Annotated in this window: 15 protein-coding genes and 1 tRNA gene; 7 read left to right on the forward strand and 9 right to left on the reverse strand. The window is 70.5% G+C overall.

Annotated features, from left to right (window positions below; translation table 11 throughout):
- Nucleotides 1-28: 28 nt before the first annotated feature.
- Genes DK419_RS16855 through DK419_RS16865 form a run of 3 tightly spaced genes read right to left on the reverse strand, consistent with a single transcriptional unit; the run spans nt 29 to nt 3262 of the window.
- On the reverse strand, nt 29-1177 hold the full coding sequence (locus DK419_RS16855; protein WP_342587196.1) for an ABC transporter substrate-binding protein: 1149 nt from the start codon (nt 1175-1177) through the stop codon (nt 29-31).
- On the reverse strand, nt 1174-2574 hold the full coding sequence (locus DK419_RS16860; RefSeq protein WP_109960101.1) for a sensor histidine kinase: 1401 nt from the start codon (nt 2572-2574) through the stop codon (nt 1174-1176). The genes DK419_RS16855 and DK419_RS16860 overlap by 4 nt, the downstream gene beginning before the upstream one ends.
- Before the next feature lie 10 nt (nt 2575-2584).
- Entirely contained in the window at nt 2585-3262 is a 678-nt protein-coding gene (locus DK419_RS16865) for a response regulator transcription factor (RefSeq protein WP_109960102.1), read from the reverse strand.
- Between the two features lie 142 nt (nt 3263-3404).
- Between DK419_RS16865 and DK419_RS16870 the strand changes: the two genes are divergently transcribed.
- From DK419_RS16870 to DK419_RS16880, 3 genes are all read left to right on the forward strand, one after another.
- Nucleotides 3405-4175, forward strand: coding sequence for an ABC transporter ATP-binding protein (locus tag DK419_RS16870; protein ID WP_109960103.1), 771 nt, complete (start codon nt 3405-3407; stop codon nt 4173-4175).
- 60 nt (nt 4176-4235) lie between these two features.
- A complete protein-coding gene (locus tag DK419_RS16875) occupies nt 4236-5090 on the forward strand; it encodes an ABC transporter permease (RefSeq protein ID WP_245443030.1) in 855 nt (284 codons plus the stop codon).
- 76 nt (nt 5091-5166) lie between these two features.
- Entirely contained in the window at nt 5167-6183 is a 1017-nt protein-coding gene (locus DK419_RS16880) for an ABC transporter substrate-binding protein (protein WP_109960105.1), read from the forward strand.
- A gap of 572 nt (nt 6184-6755) precedes the next feature.
- On the opposite strand, the gene DK419_RS16890 is transcribed toward DK419_RS16880, so the two are convergent.
- The gene (locus DK419_RS16890; protein WP_245442477.1) at nt 6756-7172 is read right to left on the reverse strand and encodes a response regulator; all 417 of its coding nucleotides are present in this window, start codon (nt 7170-7172) and stop codon (nt 6756-6758) included.
- 281 nt (nt 7173-7453) lie between these two features.
- On the opposite strand from DK419_RS16890, the gene DK419_RS16895 reads away from it, so the two are divergent.
- The 3 genes from DK419_RS16895 to DK419_RS16905 all read left to right on the forward strand — a co-directional run bounded on the left by DK419_RS16895 (nt 7454) and on the right by DK419_RS16905 (nt 9896).
- A tRNA-Ser gene (locus DK419_RS16895) sits at nt 7454-7543 on the forward strand.
- A gap of 344 nt (nt 7544-7887) precedes the next feature.
- The gene (locus DK419_RS16900) at nt 7888-8838 is read left to right on the forward strand and encodes a 3-hydroxyacyl-CoA dehydrogenase family protein (protein ID WP_109960107.1); all 951 of its coding nucleotides are present in this window, start codon (nt 7888-7890) and stop codon (nt 8836-8838) included.
- 68 nt (nt 8839-8906) lie between these two features.
- Entirely contained in the window at nt 8907-9896 is a 990-nt protein-coding gene (locus DK419_RS16905; protein ID WP_109960108.1) for a glucokinase, read from the forward strand.
- A gap of 98 nt (nt 9897-9994) precedes the next feature.
- Here DK419_RS16905 and DK419_RS16910 read toward each other — a convergent pair whose 3' ends face one another.
- Both DK419_RS16910 and DK419_RS16915 read right to left on the reverse strand, forming a co-directional pair.
- Nucleotides 9995-10408 (reverse strand): VOC family protein, encoded by a 414-nt coding sequence (locus DK419_RS16910; protein WP_109960109.1) that lies wholly within the window; start codon nt 10406-10408, stop codon nt 9995-9997.
- A gap of 43 nt (nt 10409-10451) precedes the next feature.
- Nucleotides 10452-10958, reverse strand: coding sequence for a YciE/YciF ferroxidase family protein (locus DK419_RS16915; RefSeq protein WP_109960110.1), 507 nt, complete (start codon nt 10956-10958; stop codon nt 10452-10454).
- Nucleotides 10959-11129: 171 nt separating this feature from the next.
- On the opposite strand from DK419_RS16915, the gene DK419_RS16920 reads away from it, so the two are divergent.
- Complete coding sequence (locus DK419_RS16920) at nt 11130-11474, forward strand: DUF1476 domain-containing protein (RefSeq protein ID WP_109960111.1); 345 nt, start codon at nt 11130-11132, stop codon at nt 11472-11474.
- A gap of 73 nt (nt 11475-11547) precedes the next feature.
- On the opposite strand, the gene DK419_RS16925 is transcribed toward DK419_RS16920, so the two are convergent.
- From DK419_RS16925 to DK419_RS16935, 3 genes are all read right to left on the reverse strand, one after another.
- Nucleotides 11548-13128 (reverse strand): SpoVR family protein, encoded by a 1581-nt coding sequence (locus tag DK419_RS16925; RefSeq protein ID WP_109960112.1) that lies wholly within the window; start codon nt 13126-13128, stop codon nt 11548-11550.
- A 92-nt stretch (nt 13129-13220) separates the two neighbouring features.
- The gene (locus DK419_RS16930; protein WP_109960113.1) at nt 13221-14534 is read right to left on the reverse strand and encodes a YeaH/YhbH family protein; all 1314 of its coding nucleotides are present in this window, start codon (nt 14532-14534) and stop codon (nt 13221-13223) included.
- 121 nt (nt 14535-14655) lie between these two features.
- On the reverse strand, nt 14656-16608 hold the full coding sequence (locus tag DK419_RS16935) for a PrkA family serine protein kinase (protein ID WP_109960114.1): 1953 nt from the start codon (nt 16606-16608) through the stop codon (nt 14656-14658).
- Nucleotides 16609-16870 lie beyond the last annotated feature (262 nt).

The raw sequence follows: 16870 nt of genomic DNA on the forward strand, positions 1-16870 counted from the left end.
GCGCGGGCCCGGGACGGGTTGCGCGGGCTCACGGCTCCTCCGCCCGCTGCCCTCCCCGGGGTCCCCCTTGCACCCCTCCCCGCGGCACCTCCGCCCCGATCGACTGGCGCCACTCGGCGAGGAAGCGGGCGCGCTTGGCCCGGTCCTGCACCGCGAGGAGGACCGGCCCGACGGTGATCGGCCGGAAGATGCCGGCGGCCGACAGGCTCGGCGGCCCGTCGACCCCGGCCGGCAGGGGCCCGGTGCGGTCGAAGAAGAAGCCCTCGTCGCGGGACACCCGCTGCCCGCGCTCCGACAGGAGGTAGTCGAGGAACGCGAAGGCGTCCCCCGCCGCCCGGGCGACGACCGGCACCAGGGCGGCGCGGCTGAGCACCAGGGTGTAGTCCTGCGGCACCACCACGCCGAGGCGGGCGCCGCGCCGCATCGCGCCGTACACGTAGGAGCCGAGCAGGTTGTAGCCGATGGCGATGCGCCCCGCCTCGAGGTCGGCGATCAGGTCGGCGGTGCAGCAGCGCACCTGGAGGTTGGCCCGCCCGAACGCCTCGACGAGGCGGCCGTAGGTGGCCGCCGCGCGCGCGTCGTAGACCGCGAACAGGTAGCCGATGCCCGACAGGGTGATGTCGTAGGAGCCGATCCGCCCGGCATAGGCCTCGGGCTTGCGCCGCAAGAGGTCGACGAGCTCGACGCGACTGCGCGGCAGGTCCTCACGGGGCACGAGGTCCGGCCGGTAGGCGATCACCGCCGGCTCGGTGGTGAAGCCGAACACCTCGTTGCGCCAGGCCGCCCAGTCGGGCTGGCGGCCGGTCTCGATCGAGCGGTGGGGCCGGGCGCAGCCGTCGTTGGCGAGCTTGATCAGGTGATCGACCGAGGACGAGATCACCAGGTCGGCCTCGTAGCCGCCCGCCACCCGCCCGGCGGCACAGGCCGCCGCCACCTCGCTGAACAGGTCGGCGGTGATGTACTCGTGGTAGACCACCGTCACGTCCGGGTAGAGAAGCTGGTAGTCGCGGATCAGCGGCGCCATCGCGTCGGCATCGGCGGCGGAGCGGATGGTCAGCACGGTGCGCTCGTGCTCGCTCGCCGGGAAGCGGCTCACCTGCTCGGCGGCGGCCGGGCCTGCGACGAGGGCGAGGGTGACGAGCGCGGGAGCCAGGAGGGCGGCGATGCGGCGGATCACGGCCGCGCCTCCTCGTCCGGCAGGGACAGGATCACGCAGAACCCCCTCTCCGAATGGGTCTCGAAGCGAAGCTCGCCGCCATGGGCCGCCGCGACCTCGGCGGCGATCGACAGGCCGAGGCCCGAGCCGATGCCGCCGCCGGTGGCGGCCTGGAACGGCTCGCGGACCCGGGCCCATTCGGAGGCCGGGATGCCCGGCCCGTCATCCTCCACCGCCAGCACCACCCGGCCGCGCTCGCGCCCGAGCCGGACCGTGAGGCGGCGCGCCGCACCGTGCTTGAAGGCGTTGTGGATCAGGTTCGCCAGGGCCTCGCGCAGCGCGATGGCGTCGCCCGGGATCGTCACGGCCTCCTCCGGCCCCTCGTAGCCGATGTCCACCGCCCGGTCGCCGGCCTGCTCGGCGGCGTCGATCAGGGTGCGGCGGGCGAGCCCCGCCACGTCCACGGGCTTGAGCGGCGCGGACCGGGCGCGGTGGATCACCATGGCGTGGTTGAGGAGCTGGTTGGTGAGGTGCCCGAGCTCGGCGGTGCGCTGGCGCAGCCGGGCGAGCTGGTCGCGGCGGCGCCCCTCGTCGGTCTCGCTCGACAGGAGGTCGAGCTGGGCGGCGAGGGCGGTGAGCGGCGTGCGGATCTGGTGCGCGGCATCCGCGATGAAGCGCTTCATCACGGCGACGTGGCCCGACAGCCGGCCCATGAAATGGTCGATCGAGGTGACGAGGAGGTGGATCTCCCGCGGCGCGGCGAGGCCGAGCGGCTGGAGGTCGTTGGGCCCGCGGGCTGCCAGCACGCCCTCGATGGCGCGGAGCGGCCGCAGGGCGGCGCGCACCGCCACCGCGACGGCGCCGAGCGCCAGCGCGCTCATCGCCAGCACCATCAGGCTCGCCTTGACCGTGAGCGCCCGGGCGAGCGCGCCCCGCGCCTCGCGGGTCTGGGCCACCACCACGGCGGCGAAGCCCGAACGCGCGGCGTCCGGCACGTAGCGCCCGGCCACCACCGCCCGCACCGCCTGGCCGCGATGCTCCGCGTCGAGGAGGATCGGCCCGGCGGACAACCGCGCGCGGTCGACCGGCACCGCGAGGTCGGCGTCCCCGGTGAGCAGGCGGTCGGCCGGATCGACCACCTTGTAGAAGATCCGGTCGCGGGGGCTGAGCCCCAAGGTCTCGAAGGCCGAGAACGGCGGATCGACCGAGACCTCGCGCCCGTCGCTGGCGATGGTCTCGGCGATCTGGAGCGCCGCCCCGACGAGGAGCCGGTCGTAGGCCTCGTCCGCCGCGAGCCGCGCCGAGGCCCAGGCGGCGACGAGGAGGAGCCCCGCCCCGACGGCCAGGACCGCCGCCAGCACCGCGACGAGGCGGGCGAAGAGCGAGGAGGCGAGCAGCGAGGGCGCGCGGGTGATCATGGTTGCGGGATCACGATTCCTGGCAGACGACCTGGTAGCCGAGGCCCCGCAGGGTGCGGATCTCGGCCCTCGCGCCCGCGGCGACGAGCTTGCGGCGCAGGCGCGCCACGATCTGCTCGACGGCGTTCTCGCTCGATTCCTCCTCGAAGGCGAAGACCCGCTCCAGGAGCTCGCCCTTGGCGAAGATGCGGCCGGGCCGCGCCGCCAGGATCTCGATCAGGGTCCATTCCCGCCGGGTGAGGTCCAGGGGCTCGCCGGCCACGCTGGCGCTGCGGGCCTCGCGGTCGAGGCGCAGGTTGCCGAGGCTGAGCGCGTTGTCGGCATGCCCGCTGTTGCGCCGCAGGAGCGCGCGCACCCGCGCCTCCAGCTCGCGGAAGTCGAACGGCTTCACCAGGTAGTCGTCGGCGCCGAGATCGAGCGCGCCGACCCGGTCGTCGACCTCCGAGCGAGCGGTCAGCACCAGCACCGGCACGGGTCCCCTCCGGGCGCGCAGGCGCTTGAGGATCGCGAAACCGTCGAGCCCCGGCAGGTTCACGTCGAGGATCACGAGGTCGTAGGCCTGGACCTCCAGCACCGCGTCCCCCGCCGCGCCGTCGACCTCCCAGTCGACCGCATGGCCGAGCCCGCGCAGGCGTGCGGCGATGGCCTCGCCGACGTCCCGCGTGTCCTCGACGAGCAGGATGCGCACGAAAGTTCCTCCCCGTTCACCGCGTGGCAATATCTGTCAGGTTGGCGACAGGTTCGAAGGCTACCCCAACGTCCAACGGCGGGCCAAGCACCCTCAGACGGGGCATCCGGTCCGCGAGCGACGAAACGGGGAGGACAACGCCATGAACGCACGCCCGACCATCATTCCTGAGCCGCTGCTCCAGGTCCAGGGTGTCACGCTCCAGTACAAGACGACCGATCACCTCGTGACCGCGACCTACCGGGTCGATTTCGAGGTGATGCCGGGCGACCGCTACATCCTGCTCGGGCCGTCGGGCTGCGGCAAGTCCACCCTGCTCAAGGCGATCGGCGGCTACATGACCCCGGTCGAGGGCGAGATCAAGCTCAAGGGCCGCAAGGTCACCGAGCCCGGCCCTGACCGGATGATGGTGTTCCAGGAGTTCGACCAGCTCCTGCCCTGGAAGACCGTCAGGCAGAACGTCGCCTTCGCGCTGACCGCGAGCGGCCGCGCCACCGGCGCGGAAGCCGACGACCGGGCGATGTCCTACATCGAGAAGGTCGGCCTCGCGAAGTTCGCCGATTCCTTCCCCCACATGCTGTCGGGCGGCATGAAGCAGCGCGTCGCCATCGCCCGCGGCATGGCGATGGAACCCGACATCCTGCTGATGGACGAGCCCTTCGCGGCCCTCGACGCGCTCACCCGCCGCAAGATGCAGGACGAGCTCCTGCGCCTGTGGGAGGACACCCGCTTCACGGTGCTGTTCGTCACCCACTCGATCGAGGAGGCGATCAAGGTCGGCACCCGCATCCTGCTGCTCTCGCCCCATCCGGGCCAGGTCAAGGCGGAGCTCAACAGCCTGCCGGCCTCCGAGCTCGGCACCGCGGCGCAGGGCGCCCTCGAGACCCGCATCAACGACATGCTGTTCGCTTAGACAGCCAAGATCCTTGGGAGACACGCCGTGACCGCCACCCTCGCCCCCCTCTCGACACCCCTGGCCCCGCGGCCCGAGATCGTCCGCGAGACCTCCGCCGCCGGTGCGATCAGCGTCGAGCAGCGCCTGTCCTTCGCCGAGCTCGCCTACCGCCAGAGCTGGCTGCGCAAGGCGGTCGTGCTCGCCGCCCTCGCGGTGGTCTGGGAGATCTACGGCCGCTGGCTCGACAACCCGCTGCTGTTCCCGACCTTCTCGGCGACCGTCGAGGCCTTCGTCTCGTCCGTCCTCAGCGGCGAGATCCCCGCCAAGGCGCTGGTCTCGCTCCAGACGCTCGCCATCGGCTACGGCATCGGCATCGTGCTCGCCGCGCTGCTCACCACCCTCGCCATCGGCTCGCGGATCGGCACCGACCTGCTCGAGACGCTGACCGCGATGTTCAACCCGCTGCCGGCGATCGCGCTCCTGCCGCTGGCGCTGATCTGGTTCGGCCTCGGCCAGGGCAGCGTGGTGTTCGTCCTCGTCCACTCGGTGCTGTGGGCGATCGCGCTCAACACCCATGCGGGCTTCCGCTCGGTCTCGAACACCCTCAAGATGGTCGGCCTGAACTACGGCCTGCGCAACCTGAGCCTGGTGCGGGCGATCCTGATCCCGGCGGCCTTCCCCAGCATCCTCACCGGCCTCAAGGTCGGCTGGGCCTTCGCCTGGCGCACGCTGATCGCCGCCGAACTGGTCTTCGGCGTCTCCTCCGGCTCGGGCGGCCTCGGCTGGTACATCTTCGAGAACCGCAACGCCCTCGAGACCACCAACGTCTTCGCCGGCCTGTTCACCGTCATCATGATCGGCCTCTTCGTCGAGAACGTGATCTTCGCCAACATCGAGAAGAAGACGATCCGCCGCTGGGGCATGCAGCACTAACAAGAAAACGAGCGCCACGCCCCCTGGACCGCGGACGGTCCGGGGGGCATGAACGACGAAAACCGGGAGGATCCCCATGTTCGCACGCAAGCTCCTCGGCCTCGCGGCCGGCGCCGCCCTGGCGCTCTCGCTGAACCTCGGCGCCGCCCGCGCCGAGGTGTCCGAAATCCGCATCTCCAAGGGCTACGGCGCCCTCTACCTGCCGCTCTTCGTGATGCAGGAGAAGAAGTTCCTCGAGGCGCAGGCCGCCAAGGCGGGCCTCGGCGACGTCAAGGTGAGCTGGCTCACGCTGGATGGCGGCAACGTCATCAACGACGCGATGATCGCCGGCTCCCTCGACATCGCCGGCACCGGCGCCCCCGGCTTCCTCGCCCTGTGGTCGAAGGGCCGCGGCAGCGCCAAGACCGAGGTGACCGGGATCTCGGGCCTGGCCTCGACGGCGCTCGACCTCAACGTCAACAAGCCCGAGATCAAGTCGCTCGCCGACTTCACCCCGAAGGACAAGATCGCGATCCCGGGCATCAAGACCTCGCTCGCCGCGGTGGTGCTGCAGATGGCGGTGGCCAAGCAGTTCGGGCCGGAGAACTACACCAAGCTCGATTCGAGCACCGTCGGCCTGCCCCATCCGGAGGCGGTCGCCGCCCTGCTCTCGGGCAAGACCGAGATCGTCGCCCACTTCGCCTCGCCGCCCTTCACCGGGGTCGAGCGGGCCGATCCGAAGGTGCGCACGATCCTCAAGGCCTCGCAGATCTTCGGCGACATCACCCTCAACGTCGTGTTCGCGCTCAAGCGCTTCACCGAGGCGAACCCGAAGGCGACGCAGGCTTTCCTGGCCGCCCTCGACCAGTCGAACGACTTCATCAAGACCAACAAGGCCGAGACCGCCGAGATCTTCGCCCGCGCCTCCAAGGTGAAGGTGAGCCCGGAGGACGTCGTCCAGATCATCGAGGACCCGGACAGCCGGTACTCTGCGACGCCGCACGGCATCATGGAGTTCGTGAATTTCATGAGCCGGGCCGGCATCATGAAGAACAAGCCGGCCGGCTGGCAGGAGTTGTTCATCCCGGCCCTGCGCGACCGCGCCGGCAGCTGATCGGCCCCACGCTTCGGCCCCGCTGCCCGACCCCGCCGCGCCCCGCGCGGCGGGTTTTTTTACGTCCCGTCGAGCAGGCCCTCGCCCGAGGGCGTCCATGCCGACGCGTCCGACGACGTCCCGCTCATCCCTCGATCTGTTCGGCGGTGCCCGGCACCGGCACGCCGGCGTCGCGGCCCTGCGGCGCCGGCTCGAGGCGCGGAGCCTCCGACGGCGTCGCGACTCAACCCCGAAGTGCAGGCTTGCGGGTCGTGCACGTTGGTGACCAGGCCGTAACCCTGATCGACTCACCGATGGACCACGGTCCCCGGCGAAGCGTTATCCGGTTGACTGTGAGAGGAGAGGAAGCGTGGACGCCTGCAGCGGGACACCCGTCAGCTTGACCCTGGGCCGACGCAGGATCGAAGGCGTCCTGCGGGCCGTGGGCGAAGCCGTCGACATGCCCGGGGCGCCGGGGGCACCGGCGCGCCGGCTGCGCAACCTGATCCTCGATTTCGGGCCGGCCTGCGCCCCGGTCGAGGTGTGGCTGGACGAGCCCGAGCCGTTCGGGCCCCCGATCGGCCCCGCCTGCCCTAGCCCTTCATCAGGCTCCTGAGGAGTTCCAGGATGTCGTCGCCGCGGCAGGGCCGGGCGATGAAGCGGGCGTGAGGCGGCATCCGCTCCGGATCGGGCTTGCTGCGGCCGGAGACGACGACGATCGGCAGGTCGGGCCGCATCTGCGCCGCCGAACGGGCGAGGTCGAAGCCGTCGGTCTTGCCGGAGAGCTCCACGTCGGTGATCAGCGCGACGATGTCGGTCCTCCCGGTCAGGAGGCCCAGCGCCCGCTCGGCCGAGGCCGATTGCAGCGCCTCGAAGCCGGCCGCATCGAGCACGTCGCTGAGGTCCATGATCGTCAGCGCCTCGTCCTCGACCACCAGGATCACGGGCCGCTCGGCCTGGGCACGATCGTGCTCGGCACCGTCTCGGGCATTCACGCTGTCGTTGTCCACGTCGCCTGTCCTTGCCGGTCGGCCCGTCCGGGCGCCCGCCCGGGGGCGGCGCCGTCGGAGGGGCGGTCTCGTGTTGTCGGGCGGCCGATCCCGGCCGGCCGGCGCCCACGCGCCGGCCGTTGATCGAAACGACCGATACCCCGCACCGGTTGCAGCGCCGGCGCCCGCATCGGCAACGAATCCACCGCTCCGGCGATCTCGCGCTTGCGCGGCGGCCCGCGCCCCGCTAGAGGACGGCACCTGACCGGCACGGGCGCCCCGCCGCCCCGCAGGTCTGGCCCGGAGAGGTGGCCGAGTGGTTGAAGGCGCACGCCTGGAACGCGTGTATACGGGCAACCGTATCGAGGGTTCGAATCCCTCTCTCTCCGCCAGTTTCCTGCTGGCCTGAAAAACTTTCCCCCTACGTTCGTGATATCGGCAACGCGCTGGCGTCCGCGTGCGGCTGCCGGTTGCCCGTGTGAGGCGCCTCGCGCCGCCGGGCGGGCCGTGCGTCACGACATGACCGGCGCAGCCCCACCGCCCGGCAAGGCCGGGCTCGATCCCCCGACACACCCGCTCCGCGTCGTCTCGGCCGCAAAATTCCGCGCGGGCTGGCGCTCCCCACGGTTGCCCGGGATCGGGTTGCGGGTAGGTAGGACAAGCGGGCCGGCAGCAGCCCGGGGTCTCGACCGGTGCGTGGTCGGGGTCATCAAGACGAACGGAACGGGAGGACCACATGAGCGAGATCGCGGTCGTCGGGGCCGGGCTGATGGGGCACGGCATCGCCCTCGTGCTGGCGCTCGGCGGGCACCGGGTGCGGCTGACGGACAGCCGGCCGGAGACCCTGGAGCGGGTGCCGGGGCTGATCGCCTCCGCCCTCGACACCCTGCGGGAGGCCGGCGCCGTCTCCCCCGAATGGACGCCGGAGCGCGCGGCGCAGGCGATCCGCCTCGAGCCGGACCTCGCCGCGACCGTCGCCGGCGCGAGCCTCGTCATCGAGGCGATCACCGAGAACCCGGAGGCCAAGCGCGCGCTGTTTTCCGAGCTCGACCGCCTCTGCGATCCCGAGACCCGGATCGCCAGCAACACCAGCTACCTCGACGTCTTTCCGCTGATCCCGGAGAGCCGGCAGGCGCGCGCCCTGGTGATGCACTGGTACACCCCGCCCTACATCGTCGACCTCGTCGACGTGGTGCCGGGCCCGCAGACCGACCCGGCGGTGATCGAGGAGGCGCGCCAGCTCGTCCTCGGCCTCGGGCAGGTGCCGATCGTCCTCAAGCGCTTCATCCCGGGCTACGTCGCCAACCGGATCCAGTCGGCGATCTCGGCCGAGGTCTATCACCTCCTCGACGAGGGCGTGGCCTCGGCCCGCGAGATCGACGACGCCATCATCCACGGCCTGGCGCTCCGCATCCCGATCCTCGGCCACCTCGCCAAGGCGGACTTCACCGGCATCGAGCTGCTGCGCCACGCGCTGGCGAACGCGAGCTACAGCCCGCCCCCCGCCCGCACCCGCTCGGAGGCGATCGACGACCTCGTGGCGCAGGGGCGCACCGGCGTGATGGCCGGCAAGGGCTTCTTCGACTGGGGCGGGCGCGACCCGGCCGAGCTGTTCCGCGACCGCGACCGGCGCCTGCTGGCGCTCAAGCGCGCGATGAAGGAGGTCGGCCGGATGGAGGGCGCCTGAGCCTGTCGACCGGGGCCGCCGCGGCGCTATAACCGAAACCCCAAGCGCGCGAGGCGAGGCGGCGGCCCATGTTCGAGTTCCCGGTCCTGTTCGGCGACATCGGTGGCACCAACGCGCGCTTCGCCGTGCAGGAGAAGCCGGGGGCCGAGCCGGTCGTGCTCGCCCACGAGAAGACCGCCGCCTATCCCGATCCGAGCGCGGCGATCCGCGATGCCCTCGCGCGGAGCGAGGTCGTCCCGCCCCGCTCCGCCATCCTGGCGGTGGCCGCCCGGGTCGACGGGCCGGCGGTGCACCTCACCAACGCCCATTGGGTCATCGAGGGCGAGCGGATCGGCCGCGATTTCGGCCTCGCGAGCTGCCGGGTCGTGAACGACTACGTGCCGGTGGCCGCCGGCGCCGCCGCCCTCGACCCGGCCGGGCGCGACCGCACGATCCTCGAGCAGATCGGCCCGATCCTCTGCCCCGACGGCGGCGCGCGCCTGGTTCTGGGCCCCGGCACCGGCTTCGGCGCCGCCGGCCTCGTCCCCTACGGCCGCCAGCTCGCCATCGTCTCGACCGAGGCCGGGCACATCGATTTCGGGCCGAGCGACGCGGAGGAGGCCGAGTTCTGGCCCCGTCTCGCCCGGATCGAGGGCCGCATCACCGTCGAGTCGCTGCTGTCGGGCCCCGGCCTGACCCGCCTCCATGCCGGCCTCGGCGGCGGCGAGGCCGATCCGAAGGACATCACCGAGCGCGGGATGTCGGGCGAGGATCCGGCGGCGCAGCGCACCCTGCGGGTGTTCGCAAAGCTGCTCGGGCGGCTCTGCGGCGACCTCGCGCTCACCTTCCTGGCGACCGGCGGGGTCTATATCGGCGGCGGCATCGCGCCCCGGATCCTCGACGTGCTGAACGAGGGCACCTTCCGCCGGGCCTTCGAGCACAAGCCGCCCTTCTCCGACCGGATGAGCAAGATCCCGACCTGCGTCATCACCATCGCCGATCCGGCGCTGGCCGGCCTCTCGGCGCTCGCCTGCCAGCCGGACCGGTTCGCGTATGACGGGCAGCACTGGACGGCGTGAGGGTCCGTCGATCGCCGACGCGGGTTGGCGTCCGCGACGGGTCCGGCATCCTTCGCGTCGTTCGACCGGCTTCATCGGGCGACGGGAGCGTCGGTCCCTCAATACCCCTTCCACAATCCCGGCGTCGCCAGCTCGACCAGGTGTCCGTCGGGATCGCGAAAGTAGAGGCTGACGCCGCCCCGCGGCCAGGTGGTCCGCCCCTCGATCGCGGTTCCCTGTGCGGTCAGGTGCTCCTCCCACGCCGCCAGCGCTCCGGCCGGGATCGACAGGGCGAGGTGCAGCGGGCCGGAGCCGTCATGGGGCGGGATGGTGCCGCCGGGCGTCGCGATCGGATGCAGCGAGCCGCCGCGGGGGAACAGCAGCAGCACGCCGCGCCCGGCGACGTCGTAGGCCCGCATCCGGTGGTCCTCGTGGATGCAGGGCAGGCCCATCGTCCCGCCCCAGAACGCGGCCGCCCGCGCGAGGTCGTCGACGTAGAGGACCGTCTCGAGGATCCCGGCGATCTCCGGCATGGCGCTGCCTCCCTGCCGCTGAAACGCGCGGACGGCGCGCTGGTTACGCGGCGGCCGGGTTGACCGCGTCCTCGGCGAGCTCCGAGAGCACCTCGTCGGTGTTCTCCTCCTCGACCAGGGTCTCCTTGATCAGGTCCTCGGCCTCGGCGAAGCCCAGCTGGCGCGCCCAGGCCAGCAGGGTGCCGTAGCGGGTGATCTCGTAGTGCTCCACCGCCTGCGCGGCGGCGATCAGGCCGGCATCCAGCGCCTCGCCGCCGGCGAACTCGCGCATCACCTCCTCGCCCTCGGCGATGATCCCCTGGATCGCCTGGCAGGTGACGCCCTCGGGCTTCTCGCCGACGGCCCGGAAGACCTGGTCGAGCCGCTTGACCTGCTCGCGGGTCTCCTCGACGTGGACGCTGAGCGCGCCCCGCAGCTCCTCCGACCGGGCCGCCTGCACCATCTTCGGCAGCGCCTTCAGGATCGCGTTCTCGGCGAAGTAGGTATCCTTGAGCTGGTGCAGGAAGAGCGCCCGGAGGTTCTTGTCGCCGGTATTCTTGTCGTCAGCCATTAAGATGCTCCCGTGGGGTACCGAGGTGCCCCCGGCAACTCGCAGCCGCCCGGCTTCGTTCCGGCCTGCGCCTTCCGGCGATCACGGCTCGGCGACCGGGTCTGGTCGAGCAGGACCCTCGTCGCCATTGTCAGGGGGTGGGGGCGTGGATCCGCGCGGGAGATCACCCCGATGACGACATTGTTCGACGAACGGGAGCGGGCGGCCGAGGCGTTGTTCGCCCTCGACGAGGAGTTGCGCTTCCTGGCGATCGCCCGGCGCAACAAGATGCTCGGCGAGTGGATGTGCGCGCGTCTGAACCTCGGCGGCGGCGAGGCCGAGGCCTACAAGCGCCGGCTGGTCGAGGCCGGCGCGATGCCGCCGCCGGTCGGCCGCTCGCCGGACGACGCGCTGGCCGAGCGGCTTCGCGCCGAGCTCGCGCAGCGAGGCGCGGCGGCCGACGACCTGCCCGGGCTGATCGCCCGCTACGGCGCCGAGGCGGCCCGGACCGTGCGCGAGCAGGCGCGCTCCGGATAGGACGAACTCCAAACCCCACCCGCAGCCTCGGGACGAGGCCGTGGGTGGGATGGCAGGAGGGGTCGACGCCTTCTCAGAAGAAGGTCGGCCGCGCGCTGGCGGTGTGCTCCTTGAGCACGGCGCCGGTGGTGGTATCGACCTCCTTCATCAGCACGTCGTAGCCCCACAGGTCGGCGAGGTGCTGAAGCACCCGCATCGCGTCGTCCTTGTTGAGCAGGACGCGGTTCAGCACCTTGTGGTGCAGGATCAGCTTGCGGTCGCCTTCCAGATCGACGTCGACCACCTCGATGTCGGGATCGAGCCAGGCGACGTCGTATTGCCGCGCGAAGGCGCGGCGCAGGCGCCGGTAGCCGCGTTCGTCGTGGATCGCCTCGACGCGCAAGTCCGGCTTGTCCGGGTCGTCGGTGACGTGGAACAGCCGCAGCTGACGCATCAGCTTGGGGCTGAGGAACTGGGCGATGAAGCTCTCGTCGCGGTAATTGGCCCAGACGTCGCGCAAGACCTCCATCGCGTCGCCGCTGCCGGCGATGTCGGGGAACCACGCCCGGTCCTCCTCGGTCGGCTCGGTGCAGATGCGGGCGATGTCCGTCATCATGGCAAAGCCGATGGCGTAGGGGTTGTGGCCGCCGTAATGCCGGTCGTCGTAAGTGGGCTGGCGGATCACGTTGGTGTGCGACTGCAGGAATTCGAGGTAGGCCGCCTCGTCGATCTGCCCGGTCTCCGACAGCCGGGTCATGATCCGGTAGTGGTTGTAGGTGGCGCAGCCCTCGTTCATCACCTTGGTCTGGCGCTGCGGGTAGAAGTACTGCGCCACGTGGCGGACGATGCGCAGGATCTCGCGCTGCCACGGCTGGAGCCGCGGCGCCGCCTTCTCCAGGAAGTAGAGGATGTTCTCCTGCGGCAGTTCCAGCAGCGCCCGGCGCCGCTCGGCGCCCGGGTCGGGCCGGCCCGACTGGGCCTTGGCCGGGAGGGTGCGCCAGAGGTCGTTGTACATCCTCTCCTGGTGCTCCTGGCGCTCGCGCTCGCGGCGCTGCTCGGAGGAGAGGTCGGGGCGCTTCTTGCGGGGGTAGCGGTGGACGCCCTGGTTCATCAGCGCGTGGGCGGCGTCCAGCACCGATTCGACGGCGTTGTGGCCGTAGCGCTCCTCGCACCGGGTGATGAAGGTCTTGGCGAATTCCAGGTAGTCGAGGATGCCCTCCGCGTCGGTCCACTGCCGGAAGAGGTAGTTGTTCTTGAAGAAGTGGTTGTGGCCGAAGGCGGCGTGGGCGATGACGAGGGTCTGCATCGTCGCCGTGTTCTCCTCCATGATGTAGGAGATGCACGGGTCGGAGTTGATGACGATCTCGTAGGCCAGCCCCATCAGACCGCGGCGATAGCCGGCCTCGTGCTGGGCGAAGTGCTTGCCGAACGACCAGTGCTTGTAGAACAGCGGCATGCCGATCGACGCGTAGGCGTCCAGCATCTGCTCGGCGGTGATGATCTCGATCTGGTTGGGGTACCAGCTCAGGCCCAGCTCCGGCCCGGCGATCGCCTCGCAGGCGTCGTGGATGCGCCGGATGGTGTCGAAATCCCAGTCGTTGCCGGTGAAGAGCGGGCCCTTCCTGGCGAACACGGCCGGGCCGGCGGGCCGCGCGTCGAAGGTGGTGGAACTCATCGGGCGTCGAACCTCCCGGTGTTTCGTGCATCCCCCGGCGGGACGCGGGCCCTCGGTTCAGTCGCGCGGCCCGCGCGCGGGCCGCGTCCTCGTCACGGCGACGCCGCTTCCTGGCCGGCCTTGCGGGCGAACAGCTCGCGGAAGACCGGGTAGATGTCGCGGCGGTGGTTGACCTTGCGCATCGCCAGCACCGAGTTGGTCTTGGAGACCGGCTCGTAGGTGCGCCAGAGCGTGGTGCGGTGCTCGACGAAGCCGGCCCGCGGCCCGCCCTCGTCGCCGACCTCGAGATAGGCGAAGTACTGGCAGGCCGGCAGGATCGCGGAGCGCAGGAGGTCCTGGGAGGTGGCCCCGTCGCTCGACACGTTGTCGCCGTCCGAGGCCTGCGCCGCGTAGATGTTCCAGTCCTCGGGATTGTAGCGCTCGGCGATGATCCGCTTCATCTCGACCAGTGCAGACGACACGAGGGTGCCGCCGGTCTCGCGCGAGCCGAAGAAGGTCTCCTCGTCGACCTCCTTGGCGTGGTCGGTGTGGCGGATGAAGACGATCTCGACGTGCTTGTAGCGCCGGGTCAGGAAGATGTGCAGCAGGATGTAGAACCTCTTGGCGAGGTCCTTCATGTGCTCGGTCATCGAGCCCGAGACGTCCATCAGGCAGAACATCACCGCCTGGGCCACGGGCCGCGGATAGGGCTCGAAGCGCCGGTAGCGCAGGTCGATCGGGTCGACGTAGGGGATGCGCTGCGAGCGGGTGCGCAGGCGCGCGAGCTCCGCCTTCAGCTCGTCGAGGATCGCGGCATCGGGATCGCTCTCCTCCAGCGCCCGGATCTCCTCCTCCAGCGCCTCCAGCTCGAAGGCCTTCGGCCGCTTGAGGGCGATGCGCCGCGACAGCGAGTTGCGCAGCGTCCGCCCGAGGGCGAGATTCGCCGGCGAGCCGGTCACCGTGTAGCCGGCCCGGCGCAGGGCCTCGGTGGCGACGACCGCGAGGCGGCGCTTGGCGAGGTCGGGCAGTTCCAGGTCCTCGAGGAAGAGTTCCAGGAATTCCTCGCGGGTGAGGACGAAGCGGAACGTGTCCTCGCCGTCCTGGCCGCCGTCGCCGGCGTCGCCGCTGCCCCCCCCTCCCCCGCCGCCGCCCGGCGGGCGCTCGATCAGGTCGCCCTCGATGTAGGTCTTGTTGCCCGGCAGGATGTGGTCCTGGATCCCGGTCGAGGGGTTGCGGGTGAATTTCGGCTCGCGCACGCCGTCGACCGGAACGGTGACGTTGCCGTCCTTGCCGAGGTCCTTGATGTCCTTGTCCCGGGCCGCCTCGCGCACGGCGCGCTGGGCCACGTCCCGGACGCGGCGCAGGAAGCGCTGCCGGTTCGCCAGGCTCTTGCCGCCGGGATTGAGGCGTCGATCGATGATGTGCATCCGCTTCGCGCTCTCCGATCACGCCATCTTAACCTGCCGGGCCCGTCCCCCGCCATCGCTCCGAGGGGGGAGGCCCGTGGGACAAGCGCCCGCGGGCCTCGATGGTTCAGCCCGCCCGGGGTCAGCCCGCCTGCTTGACGCGCATGTACCACTCGACGAGGCGGCGGACCTGGCGCTCGGTGTAGCCGCGGTCCTTCATCCGCTCGACGAACTCGCCGTGCTTCTTCTCGGTCTCGCTGTCCTTCTTCGAGCCGAAGGAGATGACCGGCAGGAGTTCCTCCACCTGGCTGAACATCCGCCGCTCGATCACCTCCCGGATCTTCTCGTAGGAGGTCCAGGACGGGTTGCGCCCGCCGTGCTGGGCCCGCGAGCGCAGGGCGAACTTCACCACCTCGTTGCGGAAATCCTTCGGGTTGGCGATGCCCGCCGGCTTCTCGATCTTGGTGAGCTCCTGGTTCAGGAGCTCGCGGTTGAGGAGCTGCCCGGTCTCCGGGTCCTTGAAGTCCTGGTCCTCGATCCAGGCGTCCGCGTAGTCGATGTAGCGGTCGAACAGGTTCTGGCCGTAATCGTGGTAGGATTCGAGGTAGGCCTTCTGGATCTCGTGGCCGATGAACTCGGCGTAGCGCGGCGCCAGCTCGCCCTTGATGAATTCGAGGTAGCGCTTCTCGGTCTCGGGCGGCAGCTGCTCGCGGCGCAGCGACTGCTCGAGGACGTACATCAGGTGGACCGGGTCGGCCGAGACCTCGGTGGTGTCGTGGTTGAAGGTGGCGGCCATCACCTTGAAGGCGAAGCGGGTCGAGATCCCGTCCATGCCCTCGTCGACGCCGGCGGTGTCCTTGTATTCCTGCATCGAGCGGGCGCGGGGATCGACCTCGCGCAAGGACTCGCCGTCATAGACCCGCATCTTGGAGAAGACGTTCGAATTCGCGTGCTCGCGCAGGCGCGAGAGCACCGAGAACCGGGCCAGCATCTCGAGCGTGCCGGGGGCGCAGCGCGCCGCGGCGAGCTCGGACCCTGAGACCAGCTTCTCGTAGATCCGCTGCTCCTCGGTGACGCGCAGGCAGTACGGCACCTTGATGACGTAGATTCGGTCGATGAAGGCTTCGTTGTTCTTGTTGGTCTTGAAGCTCTGCCACTCGGCCTCGTTCGAGTGGGCGAGGATGATGCCGGTGAAGGGGATCGCGCCGATGTTCTCGGTGCCGACGTAGTTGCCCTCCTGCGTCGCGGTGAGCAGGGGGTGGAGCATCTTGATCGGCGCCTTGAACATCTCGACGAATTCGAGGATGCCCTGGTTCGCCCGGTTGAGGCCGCCCGAGTAGGAATAGGCGTCGGGATCGGCCTGGCTCAGGGTCTCGAGCTTGCGGATGTCGACCTTGCCGACGAGGGACGAGATGTCCTGGTTGTTCTCGTCGCCCGGCTCGGTCTTGGCGATTCCGATCTGGCGCAGGCGCGACGGGTTGACCTTGACGACCTTGAACTTCGAGATGTCGCCGCCGAACTCGTCGAGGCGCTTCAGGCACCACGGGCTCATCAGGCCGGTCAGGCGCCGCCGCGGCACGCCGTAGCGCTCCTCGATCATCGGCCCCATCGTCTCGGGGTCGAACAGCACCAGCGGGCTCTCGAAGACCGGGCTCATCTCGTTGCCGGCCTTGAGCACGTAGATCGGGTGCACCTCCATCAGAGCCTTCAGCCGCTCGGCGAGGGACGACTTGCCGCCGCCCACCGGCCCGAGCAGGTAGAGGATCTGCTTGCGCTCCTCCAGTCCTTGCGCGGCGTGGCGGAAGAACGAGACGATCCGCTCAATCGTCTCCTCCATGCCGTAGAACTCGGAGAAGGCGGGGTAGGTGCGGATGGTCCGGTTCATGAAGATCCGGCCCAGGCGCTGATCCCGCGCCGTATCGATGAACTCGGGCTGCCCGATCGCGTCGAGAATGCGCTCCGGCGCACTCGCGTACATCAAGGGATTGTCACGGCAGGCGTCGAGATACTCGGAGAGCGTCAGCTCCGAATCCCTCCGGGACTCGTAGCTGCGCGCGAAAGTTTGAAAGAGGTCGCTCGCTGACGGCATTGGCATTCCGGACCCTCACGACATCGCCAGGATCATCCTGTCCCGCCTCGGATGCAATCGATATCCCCATGTTTGTCGCAGCGCGGCGACGTTGGGAGGGATGCGGAGACGGGCAGGAGCCTGTATGCAGGCCGGCTGCGGGCAAGGCGCGTGCCGCAGCGGCCGGGAAAGTCGCAAGTTCGCCAAGGCGAAAGCCGGTGCGCGACCGGCCCTGTGCCGTAAAGGACACGCCTGTTCCGGTTCTTCCACACCCCTCGAAGCGCCGTCG

The sequence above is a fragment of the Methylobacterium terrae genome, from assembly GCF_003173755.1.
GTDB classification, from domain to species: Bacteria; Pseudomonadota; Alphaproteobacteria; order Rhizobiales; family Beijerinckiaceae; genus Methylobacterium; species Methylobacterium terrae.

Coding starts and splice junctions, on each gene's coding strand:
- DK419_RS16925 (WP_109960112.1), bottom strand. CDS start 13,128: ATGAGTTCCACCACCTTCGACGCGCGGCCCGCCGGCCCGGCCGTGTTC.
- DK419_RS16905 (WP_109960108.1), top strand. CDS start 8,907: ATGTTCGAGTTCCCGGTCCTGTTCGGCGACATCGGTGGCACCAACGCG.
- DK419_RS16935 (WP_109960114.1), bottom strand. CDS start 16,608: ATGCCAATGCCGTCAGCGAGCGACCTCTTTCAAACTTTCGCGCGCAGC.
- DK419_RS16870 (WP_109960103.1), top strand. CDS start 3,405: ATGAACGCACGCCCGACCATCATTCCTGAGCCGCTGCTCCAGGTCCAG.
- DK419_RS16920 (WP_109960111.1), top strand. CDS start 11,130: ATGACGACATTGTTCGACGAACGGGAGCGGGCGGCCGAGGCGTTGTTC.
- DK419_RS16930 (WP_109960113.1), bottom strand. CDS start 14,534: ATGCACATCATCGATCGACGCCTCAATCCCGGCGGCAAGAGCCTGGCG.
- DK419_RS16910 (WP_109960109.1), bottom strand. CDS start 10,408: ATGCCGGAGATCGCCGGGATCCTCGAGACGGTCCTCTACGTCGACGAC.
- DK419_RS16900 (WP_109960107.1), top strand. CDS start 7,888: ATGAGCGAGATCGCGGTCGTCGGGGCCGGGCTGATGGGGCACGGCATC.
- DK419_RS16860 (WP_109960101.1), bottom strand. CDS start 2,574: ATGATCACCCGCGCGCCCTCGCTGCTCGCCTCCTCGCTCTTCGCCCGC.
- DK419_RS16915 (WP_109960110.1), bottom strand. CDS start 10,958: ATGGCTGACGACAAGAATACCGGCGACAAGAACCTCCGGGCGCTCTTC.
- DK419_RS16880 (WP_109960105.1), top strand. CDS start 5,167: ATGTTCGCACGCAAGCTCCTCGGCCTCGCGGCCGGCGCCGCCCTGGCG.